Here is an 11,806-nt window from a genome sequence, read left to right on the forward strand (position 1 = left end):
CACATCGTGTCTACTTGGATTGAACGAGATCAACAAGTGATCATGCCTACATATGGGCGTTTGCCCATTGTTATTGAGCGAGGAGAAGGCAATTATTTATTTGATGATAATGGAAAGAGGTATTTAGATTTATTTACAGGATTAGCGGTCAATATTCTTGGTCACTCACACCCTGAATTACAAAAAGCTCTCCGTAATCAAGCTACTCAGTTTCTTCATATATCAAATTACTTTTATAACAAGCCTGCTATTGCGTTAGCAGAAAAGCTAACGGCTCATTCAATTAAAGGCAAAGTATTCTTTGCAAATTCAGGAGCTGAAGCTACAGAAGCTGCACTAAAGCTGATTCATAAATGGTCCAAAAATCAACAAGAAGAGCGCCGAGGTGTCGTTGTTCTTAAGAAAAGTTTTCACGGAAGAACATTAGGAGCTTTGAAGTTAACAAGACAAGAAGGAGTTTATCAAGATTTTCCGGTAACGGATACGCCGGTATATGAAGTTGAGCCACACAATCTAGAAGCGCTAGAGGAAATTTTCACTGTTCACAAGCCAGCAGCTATGATTGTTGAGCCGGTGTTAGGTTCAGGTGGTATTGTCACTCTCGAGGAAGAATATTTGCAGGGCCTTTCCGAACTTTGTAAGAAGTTTAATGTTCTTTGCTGCATGGATGAAATTCAAACAGGAGTAGGGCGGACAGGAACATTTTTTGCTTATCAGCATGCAAATATTGAACCGGACCTCATCCTTTTTGCAAAAGGAATTGGTGGTGGACTTCCTTTAGGAGGGATCATAGTGGCCGATCGCTATGCTAATTTATTTAAACCAGGTGATCATGGAACGACGTTTGGTCCTTCTCCGTTAAGTGCAGCATTAGGAAATGCTGTTATCGATGTGTTAATGGAACAAGGTCAATTAAAAGAGGGAAATAAAGTTGCGAAAGAGCTTCATCATTCATTAGAGAAATTACAGGGAAAACTGCCGAATGTTGTTACAGCTGTAAGAGGAAAAGGGATGATGATTGGTGTTGTAATGAATTTAGATGGAAAGCTCGTCAAAGAAATACAATCAGATTTACTACAAGAAGGTCTGATGGTTGATGTGACGCAACAAACGATCATTCGCCTATTACCTCCTTTAACATTAACGAGCGAAGAAGTTCAACTATTTATAAACGTATTCGAGAAAAAGATAGAAAGGGTAGTAGAGTCTAATGTTACCAGTTAATCAGCTTATTAACATTCGACGAGATTTACATCAAATTCCGGAATTTGGCTATCAAGAATATAAAACACAAAAATATTTATTAGACAGGATTTCGGAAATGTCACAAAAATGGCTAAAGGTTAAAACCTGGTCAACTGGTTTATTCGTTCATGTAAAAGGGGTGGATTCCCACAAAACAATTGGCTATCGTGCTGATATAGATGGACTCCCAATTGATGAACAAACTTCTTATGATTTTCGCTCAACTCATGAAGGGGCGATGCACGCGTGTGGCCATGATTTTCACATGACAATTGCTCTAGGAGTGCTGTCTTATTTTGCGGAGCACCAACCAAGTTGTAATTTGTTGTTTGTTTTTCAGCCGGCTGAAGAAGGACCTGGTGGTGCAAAACAAATGCTTGAATCAGCTGAATTCATCGAGTGGAAACCAGACAAAATGATGGCCCTTCATATTGCTCCTGAACAGCCAGTTGGGACAATTGCTACCAAAACAGGGTTACTCTTTGCAAATACATCTGAATTATTTATTTCTCTTAAAGGAAAAGGCGGACATGCTGCTTATCCGCATACAGCAAATGATATGGTTGTAGCTGCTAGTCATTTAGTCACTCAATTGCAAACTATAGTAGCTAGAAATGTGAATCCTCTCGATGCTGGTGTAGTAACAATTGGCGTCATAAAAGGTGGAACAAAACAAAATATTATTGCTGATTCCGCTGTAATAGAGGGTACGATCAGAACGCGTTCGATCCAAACGATGAAGGTCATTAAAGAGCGCATAGAAGCAATGACGAAAGGGTTAGAAATGGGCTTTGAATGTTCCGTTTCGATTGATTACGGAGCAAATTATTGTCAAGTGTATAACGATGAACGTGTGACCAATGAGTTTATAGAGTTTGCAAACAAACATGAATCGGTGAATCTTGTTATTTGTGACGAGGCCATGACAGGAGAAGATTTTGGTTATTTTTTAGAGGAGATACCAGGCTTTATGTTTTGGTTAGGTGTTGATAGTGAATATGGTCTTCATGATGCGAGATTAGATCCAAAGGAAGAAGCCATTCCATTTGCGGTTAAAACCATAATTGATTATTTATCTAGTGAGTAATAGCTTCCCAAAGCTTTCTTGGCTTTGGGTTTTTTACGTATGCTAGGATCTTCAAAAAAACATGCATAGTTGCCATTTTTTTGGGGATGTTAAGGAGTGCAATGAATTAACTTATAATTAGTGGAGGTACAGACATGGCAAAAATCGGTGTTGAGCAGTCGCTTACAGATGTACAACAAGAATTACAATCAATGGGATACGATGTTGTCCAATTAAAACAAGAACAAGATGCCCAAGGTTGTGACTGCTGTGTAATTACGGGACAAGACCAAAACGTCATGGGAGTCCAAGATGCAGAAATTAAAGGTTCTGTTATTAATGCACACGGAATGACAGCCCAAGAAGTTTGTCAGGTTGTTGAAGAGAAATTAGGACATCAACAATAAAAAGAAGTGTTCCAAAAGGTCTGATTGACCTTTGGAACACTTTTCTTTTAGCAAGATGATCAGTCATCTTGAGATGGTTATGATTTCTTTTCAATATACACTTGATGTGGGAAAGGAATTTCAATATTGTTGGCATCTAATGCCTCTTTCAATGCTTTCCGTAGTTTTCTTTCTACAGCCCACTGCTCCATATTATCTGTTTTAGCAATCACGCGAATGACGACATCAGAGTCACCAAGACCTTGAACTCCTACAACGTTTGGTCCTTCTTTTATCGTTGTGTCTTCTGCTGCAATTTTGTCGCAAGCTGCTTGAAGGACAGCCATAGCTTCATCAATATTATCATCGTAGGAAATGCTCATATCAACAAGAGCTCTCATGTTTCCTCGTGAATGGTTACTGACGGTGCTAATACCTCTATTAGGAATGAAATGTAAGGTACCATCAAATCCTCTAATTTGAACATTTCTTAGACCGACTTCCTCTACAATTCCATCAATTCCGCTAGCCGTAACATAATCGCCAACATCAATTTGTTTCTCAAGGAGAATGAAAAATCCTGTCACTACATCACTTACTAAACCTTGAGCACCAAAACCGATGGCAAGACCAACTACCCCGGCACCAGCTATTAACCCTGTAGCATCAAGACCAAATATACTTATAATAATGGTAATAAAGACAAAAATAAGAACATAAGAAAAAGCATTTACTGATAATTTTTCGAGTGTTTTTACTCGACCTACAGACATTCCTTTTTGAGTTTCCATTTTTGAAAAACTACCTTGAATGATTCGTTTCCCTATCGACCGAGCAATTAGAAAGGCTAGGACGGCTAACGTAATTTGACCTATAATGGTTATCAAGCCTACTAAAAATGTTCCTTCAGTAAGCTGGTTTATCGTTTGTTCCATGTACATCACTCCTATAAATATGTAAGACTCTATCAAGGTATTCCCGTTTGTTTGTTTATTCAAACACAAAATTGATAGGTAAACATTAATGCTAGCATAAAATGATATGGTTCTCAAATGAGTGAAAATGGTTAATGAGTTGGAAGAGCGCAAACAATAAAACAACGAACGTATAACCCCACCAAACATCAAAGTGTATAAACAATCTTGTCAAAAAGGGGCTTTCATGAGACAAGTTGACTAGTTTAGAGTGGTTTTTACCTAATATTGACTATTGACAAAACTTCTTTTATAATGATAACGGCTGAGGAAATTACTCTTTAAAATGGGGGTTTTACATATGACAGACAAGCGTATGGTAGCTAAACAAGCACCACGTTTTGAAATGGACGCAGTAATGCCAAACAAAGAGTTTTCAAAGGTAAGCCTAGAAGAAAATATGAAGAATGATAAATGGACCATTTTATTTTTTTATCCAATGGACTTTACGTTCGTTTGCCCAACTGAGATTATTTCGTTAAGCGATCGTTATGATGAGTTCGAAGATTTAGATGCAGAAGTAATTGGAGTGTCGACTGACACCATTCATACTCATAAAGCATGGATGAATACTCCTCGTGATGAAAACGGTATAGGCAATTTAACGTATCCTCTTGCTGCGGATACGAATCATGTTGTATCGCGTGAATACGGAGTCCTTATTGAAGAAGAAGGAGTTGCTCTTCGTGGACTGTTTATTATAAGCCAGAAGGTGAATTAATGTATTCAGTTGTGAATCATAATAATGTTGGGCGTGACGTGGATGAAACGTTGCGTGTTCTACAAGCTCTTCAAACGGGTGGTCTTTGCCCTGCCAATTGGAAACCGGGTCAAAGTACATTGAATGTATAAAGAAAGTGTGAAAAGGTCTAGCAATGTTGTTAGACCTTTTTTAACAATTGAAAAAAATTTAAGGAGGACTTGAAATGGCGTTGAAACTAAGATCTCAAATGCCTGAAATAGACGGTGCATCTAGTTGGATAAATGGTGAAGTGACAAAAGCGGATCTAGTTGGAGAGAAACCAACTCTATTTCATTTTTGGTCGATTAGTTGTGGCTTATGTAAAGAAGCAATGCCAAGCGTAAATGAGTTTCGTGAGCGTTATAAAAGTCAATTGAATATCGTAGCTGTTCATATGCCAAGGTCTGAGAAAGACTTAGAACTTGATCAAGTTAAAAGGGTTGCTCTAGAGCATGGGATCACACAGACTATTTTTGTTGACAACCAACACACATTGACGGATGCTTTTGAAAATGAATATGTCCCAGCTTACTATGTATTTGATAAGGAAGGACAGCTTCGTCATTTTCAAGCGGGCGGAGGCGGAATGAAAATGCTCGAAAAACGTGTGAACCGTGTATTAGGAATTGCGGAGTAATCTCAAATAAAAAGATGCTGTTCACTTTGAACGGCATCTTTTTTATGATTCTTTATACATCACGTTTGATCATTTCATCATATATATAGGTGAGGTGATCTTTTATGAACATAATTGATAAAAGAAATTCGTTAGCATCCCACCGATCAAGGTCTTATCGAAGAAGATCAAGAAGTGCGATTCGGAACATAGCGATTCATCATAGTGCAACAACATCAGGAAGTGCAGAAGCGTTTGCACGTTATCATGTAAACGAGTTAGGTTGGCCGGGGATTGGTTACCATTATGTTGTAAGCCGCGATGGCTCTATTAGCAGGTGTCATGACCTAGAAGTTGTAAGTTATCATGTAGGAAATAGTAATGCACATGCTGTAGGCATATGTATGGTAGGAGACTTTAGAACACAATCATTGCCCGATGCTCAACGTCAAGCGACTCTTGATTTAACAAGATACTTAATGAGACAACTCAACATTCCCATTGATAGTGTTTGGGGGCATATTGAGTTTCCAGGCTATTCATGGAAACCATGTCCTTCCATAAGCATGCAAAATTTCAGAAATTGGTTACGGGAGGAAGGTGCAACATTGAGCGGTCGGCCTTCACCGGCACCAACGTATGTAGCGGGGGTAAGACAGCGAACCATTCTATCCAGAGGTGATCAAGGTGATGACATCCAAGCTCTACAAGAAAGATTAGATGAACTTGGGTTTCATCCAGGTCCGATTGATGGAATTTTTGGACCGCAGACAGAGGATGCTGTTATGAGATTCCAGCGCTCAGCTTCAATTTTGGTGGATGGGATTGTAGGACCACAGACGAGAGAAGCGTTAAGGGATTTCGAATCCCCGACGGAACGACCGGATCACGGATCGCCAACTGATGAGCCAGATGAAAATGAAGAGATGTACCGAAGTGAAACGAGGAGAATGCTACGTCACATTCAACCGATGATGAGAGGGGAAGATGTTCAAGAAGTTCAACAAAAAGTGGGTGCTACGGTTGATGGTATATTTGGACCTGAAACGGAAGAGAGAGTCAGACAATTTCAGCGTAGTGCAAATATAGTAGTAGATGGGATTGTCGGCCCGCAAACATGGCGAGCTCTTGATCGTGTAGCACAATCAAATGGTGTAAGTTACCAACGGTTACTATCGGTTCAAACTCCTTTTTTAAGAGGTGAAGATGTAAAGCAAGTTCAGCAAGAACTGGGAGTGACGGCTGATGGCATCTATGGACCGAGAACAGCTCAAGCGGTCAGAGATTTTCAAAGAAGTGAAAATATAACGGTCGATGGGATTGTTGGTCCTCAGACTTGGGGAAGACTTTTTGAATAAACGTTACAAGCCACCGAAAGAGTATGAAAATTTCGGTGGCTTGTATTTTGTTCTAGTAAGGAGCATTGTACTTATTAGTTTATGCCTCTTTGAATAGGATACCTCTTCATGTCTAATAGTAAGAAGAGGCCTATTTTCGATCTTAGGAGGATAAAAAATGAGAAAGCGATTTATCATTGGTATAGTCATTGCAGCGCTTTTCGTTGCAATTTATGCGGGTTTAGAGTACTTTGAACCAGGTTATGCTGTCAATCCTTCAGAAGAAATAACGATCAATCATCCACTTGCATATGAGATGAACGATGTTTATGGGTACGATATTTGGGGACTATCATTATCTATGAATGAGGCAAATGAGCTTATGAAGGATGAAGAAGGAAGAGACATGCTTTCGTTACATAATGGTGCCGTAAAAGTAGATGAAAGCTTAGTTAAGGAAGGTCGTGATTTGTTTTATGAAGAGACGTTTAATAATGAAGAATACATTACAGACGTCTTGGGGATTTTAGATGGACCTTTATCTGTCATCAATATCGGAAAAGCCGTCCTACAGGCAAGAGGGGAAGGGACAGATAATTTAAAAGTAGAGCTGGCCGAAGATGCTGTTATCGGTGGAAGATCTTTCAAAAAAGGTGAATTAATTGAAACAGGATTAGATGTCCCAAAAGGTGCGTTTGCCCCACTTGGAATGCCGCTTAAATTTAGTGATGGTCGGCTAAAAGCTGGTATTTCCTGTGCGGCATGTCATGCAACTGTAGATAGGGAAACGGGCAAAGTTATTGAAGGAGCCCCAAATGCGAATATGAATGCAGGTCTACTTCTTGCATTGGCAACCAATTCAACTGCTTATTTTACGAATACAGATGTCGATGCTCAAAAAATTCAATCATTCATTGATGAACAAGATTGGATGAAAGAAAAAGAGCGTGGAAAAGAGAATTTTGTAGCATTGCCAGATAAAGAAAAAGTTGAGGATGCTGTCGATCGTGCATTGTTAGCTTGGCCCAGAGGAAACTTTGACTCGACGATGGATTTAGAAAACAATCCAACTCAAATTCCTGACTCATTTACTTTGGGTGATCACCCATATGGGTGGAATGGATTCGCGTCGATTGGACCTTTTAAAGGATTAACCGCTTTAAACAATAATGTTCATGCTCAAAATTCTGACTTGTTAGCGCAAGCAGATCAAAGTGATGAGCTCTTTGAGATTGATAAAGAACGGTACATTGGCATTCTTCTACAAAATGCTCCTAATGAAAACTATCGCTACCATCAAGAGAGAGAAGAGAAACCAAGTGAATTGTTAGCGCGTGTTGATCATAATAAAACCGTTTTTGGGTTCAATGATATGATCAGACCACCAACCTACCCGAATATTTCTTTGTTTACACCAAATGGGACGGTAATTGGCTCGGAAGGACATACGGTTTTAGAAGAACTAAATGCTCTTTCTGCTTATCAAAATACGTTAAAACCGCCATCTGATGTGTCATCGTATTCCGTTACTGAAGCGACTGGACGAGAAGTGTTTAATCGAGCAGGCTGTGTAAGTTGTCACGCTGGGAGAGCTCGTACGAACAATAAAGTCATTCCAAACGCAGTTGTTGGCTCTGAAACATCTCGTGCAAAAGCATTTGAAGATAGTGTTAAGTTGCTGGAGGAACCTTGGTTTTATACATTAGATACACCAATACCGATTCCGGAAGATGCAAAAAGAGTGAAAATACCAATGAATCACCTTGATGAAGAACAAGTGGATCTTGTTCTTGCAAAGGGAAATGAAGGTGGGTACAAAGTTAAGGGATTAGTCGGACTGAAGTTTTCACCTCCCTATTTACATGACGGAGGAGTAGCGGTAGGCTCAGAATTATCTGAAGTAGGGTTAAGTGGTACACTTGAAAAAGGTATCAAACCAGATCCCTATAATAGCTTATTAGCATTGATTGATCGTGATTTGCGCCAAAAAGTAGTTGATGCTAATAAATCATCTGAATCTTTGCAGCATGCTCACTCTACAGGAGAGGGGCATGAATATTGGGTTGATGAAAAAAACGATTTTACAAAAGAGGAACAACATGCGCTAATTCAATATTTAATGGCAATTGATTTAGAGAAGGAAAAAAGAGCAGAGCATTAGATCATTAGGGATTGTTCCATTGGAATGGGGACAATCCCTTTTGTTACACATACAAAAAGGAGATGAAAAGTCCTCTTGGGATTTCATCTCCTTTTTAAATTATACTTCCATGATTATTGGCAAAATCATCGGTTTTCTTTTTGTCCGTTCATATAAAAATGGACCTAGTAAATCTGTGATTTCATTTTTAATTTCAGACCATTGAGTTGTTTTTCTTTCCATTACATCGTTTAAGTGCGAAGCAAGTAGTTTTTGTGCTTCGTGAATGAGGTCGCTTGATTCTCTCATGTAGACAAAACCACGTGAAATGAGATCTGGACCAGCTGTTACTTTAAATTCTTTCATATTTAAACTAACAACGACTACAACAAGGCCTTCTTCTGAAAGGATACGGCGATCTCTTAAGACAATGTTCCCTATATCTCCAATGCCGTTTCCATCAACATAAACAGATCCCGAAGGTACTTTTCCGACCACGCCAGCTTCATCTGGATGAAGAGCTAAAACGTCACCGTTATCCATAATGAAGCTATTTTCTTTAGGAACACCACAATCTTCAGCAAGTTTAATATGCATTTTCAACATACGGTACTCACCGTGAATGGGCATGAAATATTGAGGTTTCATTAATCGTAACATAAGTTTTTGTTCTTCTTGACCACCATGTCCAGATGTGTGAATATCATTCAAAGACCCGTGAATAACATTCGCTCCAGCGCGATAAAGCTGATTAATTGTTTTGCTAACACTTAGTGTATTTCCTGGAATTGGTGAAGACGAAAATACAACTGTATCACCAGGGATGATTTGGATTTGTCTGTGTGTACCATTAGCTATGCGTGAAAGAGCTGCCATTGGTTCACCTTGACTTCCTGTACATAAAATCGTTACTTGATTATCTGGTAATTTATTTAATTGAGAAGGTTCGACAAAAGTATTTTTAGGAGCTTTTATATATCCTAATTCTTGCCCGATAGTCAAAGCGTTTTCCATACTTCTGCCAAATACTGCGATTTTTCTCCCTTGTTTGACAGCTGCCTCAACAACTTGTTGAAGTCGATGAATGTTTGAAGCGAAAGTAGCAAAGATTACACGCCCATCGACTTTTCTGAAGATATTATCAATGCTTTCTCCTACTTTTCGTTCAGACATCGTGAATTCTGGAATTTCGCTATTTGTACTATCAGATAATAGACAAAGCACACCTTCTTCGCCGATTTTCGCCATTTTTGTTAAATTTGCAGGTTCTCCGACTGGTGTAAAGTCAAACTTAAAGTCACCTGTGTGAACGATATTACCAGGAGGAGTTTTAACAACGATTCCATATGCATCAGGAATGCTATGAGTTGTTCTGAAAAATGTAACGGATGTTTTCGTAAATTTAACGATTTGATCTTCATGAATCACATGAAGCTTCGCTTTTCGTAATAATCCGTGTTCTTCTAACTTCCCTTTTAACAAACCTAATGCTAACTTGCCTCCGTAAATAGGAACATTTACAGCTCTTAGAAGATAAGGGATGCCGCCAATATGATCCTCATGTCCATGCGTAATGAAGAGCCCTTTAATCTTATCTTCATTTTTGACTAAGTAATTATAATCAGGAATAACGTAATCAATACCGAGAAGCTCGTCCTCTGGAAACTTAATTCCGGCATCAATTAATATAATTTCATCTTGAAATTGAACTGCGTACGTATTTTTCCCAATTTCGCCTAAGCCGCCTAACGCAAATACGGCAGTTTGATTATTTTTAACTTGTTTCATAAAATTAGATTGTCTCCACTTTGAAATCTTCATTTTCTTGTTCGTAGTCGAGATAAGCGCCAGAGACTGGTGTCACAAATTCAATATTAATGTTTCGGTCAGCTAATTTCTTTCGTACATCAGATTCGCTTTCTCCTTCTACAAAGATCGTTTCTGTAAATTCACGTACAGGTACTTGATTGAAATTCTTTTGATAAAATACTTTAAATAGCATGTTACTACCTCTCCTTACCATTGGTTATATTTTCATTATAAAACAAAAGTCACCTTATTTCATGTACTTTATTGAAGACGGCTTGTTGATATTCATTATAGCCAACCATTCTTCACGAAAAAGAACGGAATTAAACTTCAATTAGACGGCTTTTCGGAAGTAAGTTTTTACATCCTTTTACAATTCTTTTTTTCCAACGACGCAACATTTTTTTCAACTCCTTTTAATCAATTCCAAATGGGTAAGGGTTTATATGTATATAGTATGTGTTACAACAAATCTCTCTGTTCAAGGTAATAATTGGATAAAAAAAGGAGTCATACCCGAAAGCATGGGTATGACTCCATTAATATTTATTGAGGTAATTCTTTTTTTAATTTATCTTTAAATGCTTCAATTCGATCGTAAAACATAATTCCGTTTAAATGGTCAAGTTCATGTTGAAAAACAATTGAAACTAATCCGCGTAATCGTAATGTTACTTCTTCACCTTCAAGAGTCGTGCCTTTTACAGTAATTCGAGAATAGCGAGGTACATTACCAGGAATATCCCGATCAACCGACAGACAACCTTCTCCACCTTCTAAGTGTGTTTCCTCGACAGAATGGCTGACAATTTTAGGGTTAAAAATTCCTAAGCTATATAATTGATCTTGTTCATCGGTAACATGAACAGCAAACATTCTCTTAGAGATTCCGATCTGTGGAGCTGCAATCCCAACGCCTGGTCTTAGCTCGAACTTTTCAGCTAGTTCAGGGTCTTGACTGTTAATAACAAAATCAAGCATAGCCTGTAACGTTTGTCTATCTTCATCAGATGCGGGAAGTTGTACTTCTTCAGCAATCTTTCTTAGAACTGGATCACCTTCACGTACAACATCTTTCATCGTAAGCATACTTATCACTCCTTTATTCATAAGATTACTTTATGAATAAATAAATGAAATTTCAAGTTTTTTGTGTATGCTTATGAAAAAAAGACATAAAAAAAGAAGCAAGGGAATGGCCCATGCTTCTTTTTTTTCTATTAGTAAGCACCAAAACGAGAAGCGCCAACAATGATAAGCAGGATGAATAGAACTACGATTAACGCGAAACCTCTTCCAGCACCTGCTGCTGGAGCTGCTACTGGTGCTACTGGAGCACCATATCCGTATCCACAAGGGTCAGTACATCCAAAACCTGCACCATATCCTGCACCATATCCGTATCCAAACATTTTGCATTCCTCCTTTTTGTTTTGGCACCGCATTGGCTGCGATTCACTAATTACATTATGCAGTTCCCTTAATGATGGT

Annotated in this window: 11 protein-coding genes and 1 pseudogene; 7 read left to right on the forward strand and 5 right to left on the reverse strand. The window is 38.5% G+C overall.

All coding sequences use genetic code 11. The features are described from left to right. Nucleotides 1-6: 6 nt before the first annotated feature. From JCM9140_RS02845 to JCM9140_RS02855, 3 genes are all read left to right on the forward strand, one after another. Nucleotides 7-1,224 carry an aspartate aminotransferase family protein gene (locus JCM9140_RS02845; protein ID WP_439644259.1) on the forward strand — a complete coding sequence of 406 codons (1,218 nt, stop codon included), beginning with the start codon at nucleotides 7-9 and terminating at the stop codon, nucleotides 1,222-1,224. Further along, nucleotides 1,211-2,332, forward strand: a complete 1,122-nt coding sequence (locus JCM9140_RS02850) for an N-acetyldiaminopimelate deacetylase (RefSeq protein ID WP_034742050.1) — start codon at nucleotides 1,211-1,213, stop codon at nucleotides 2,330-2,332. The genes JCM9140_RS02845 and JCM9140_RS02850 overlap by 14 nt, the downstream gene beginning before the upstream one ends. A 134-nt stretch (nucleotides 2,333-2,466) precedes the next feature. Then, entirely contained in the window at nucleotides 2,467-2,718 is a 252-nt protein-coding gene (locus tag JCM9140_RS02855; RefSeq protein WP_034742053.1) for a YkuS family protein, read from the forward strand. A gap of 77 nt (nucleotides 2,719-2,795) precedes the next feature. Here JCM9140_RS02855 and JCM9140_RS02860 read toward each other — a convergent pair whose 3' ends face one another. After that, nucleotides 2,796-3,632 (reverse strand): mechanosensitive ion channel family protein, encoded by an 837-nt coding sequence (locus tag JCM9140_RS02860; RefSeq protein WP_034742055.1) that lies wholly within the window; start codon nucleotides 3,630-3,632, stop codon nucleotides 2,796-2,798. Nucleotides 3,633-3,972: 340 nt separating this feature from the next. Here JCM9140_RS02860 and JCM9140_RS02865 point away from each other — a divergent pair. The 4 genes and pseudogenes from JCM9140_RS02865 (at nucleotide 3,973) to JCM9140_RS02880 (ending at nucleotide 8,527) form a co-directional block, all read left to right on the forward strand. After that, nucleotides 3,973-4,523, forward strand: a pseudogene (locus tag JCM9140_RS02865) (peroxiredoxin). Between the two features lie 74 nt (nucleotides 4,524-4,597). Further along, nucleotides 4,598-5,050, forward strand: coding sequence for a TlpA disulfide reductase family protein (locus tag JCM9140_RS02870; RefSeq protein WP_276563929.1), 453 nt, complete (start codon nucleotides 4,598-4,600; stop codon nucleotides 5,048-5,050). Between the two features lie 104 nt (nucleotides 5,051-5,154). Continuing rightward, nucleotides 5,155-6,387, forward strand: a complete 1,233-nt coding sequence (locus tag JCM9140_RS22260; protein WP_052002020.1) for a peptidoglycan recognition protein family protein — start codon at nucleotides 5,155-5,157, stop codon at nucleotides 6,385-6,387. 157 nt (nucleotides 6,388-6,544) lie between these two features. Continuing rightward, nucleotides 6,545-8,527 (forward strand): electron transporter, encoded by a 1,983-nt coding sequence (locus JCM9140_RS02880; protein ID WP_034742058.1) that lies wholly within the window; start codon nucleotides 6,545-6,547, stop codon nucleotides 8,525-8,527. Nucleotides 8,528-8,626: 99 nt separating this feature from the next. Here the strand turns inward: JCM9140_RS02880 and rnjA are convergent, their stop codons facing one another. From rnjA to JCM9140_RS02900, 4 genes are all read right to left on the reverse strand, one after another. Next, on the reverse strand, nucleotides 8,627-10,294 hold the full coding sequence (gene rnjA, locus JCM9140_RS02885) for a ribonuclease J1 (RefSeq protein ID WP_034742061.1): 1,668 nt from the start codon (nucleotides 10,292-10,294) through the stop codon (nucleotides 8,627-8,629). Nucleotides 10,295-10,298: 4 nt separating this feature from the next. After that, entirely contained in the window at nucleotides 10,299-10,508 is a 210-nt protein-coding gene (locus JCM9140_RS02890) for a DNA-dependent RNA polymerase subunit epsilon (protein ID WP_034742064.1), read from the reverse strand. A 353-nt stretch (nucleotides 10,509-10,861) separates the two neighbouring features. Next, the gene (def, locus tag JCM9140_RS02895) at nucleotides 10,862-11,404 is read right to left on the reverse strand and encodes a peptide deformylase (RefSeq protein ID WP_034742068.1); all 543 of its coding nucleotides are present in this window, start codon (nucleotides 11,402-11,404) and stop codon (nucleotides 10,862-10,864) included. 131 nt (nucleotides 11,405-11,535) lie between these two features. Further along, a complete protein-coding gene (locus JCM9140_RS02900) occupies nucleotides 11,536-11,727 on the reverse strand; it encodes a YjcZ family sporulation protein (protein WP_034742070.1) in 192 nt (63 codons plus the stop codon). Between the last annotated feature and the right edge of the window lie 79 nt (nucleotides 11,728-11,806).

Origin of the sequence: Halalkalibacter wakoensis JCM 9140, from assembly GCF_000513095.1 — a bacterium.
GTDB classification, from domain to species: Bacteria; Bacillota; Bacilli; order Bacillales; family Bacillaceae_D; genus Halalkalibacter; species Halalkalibacter wakoensis.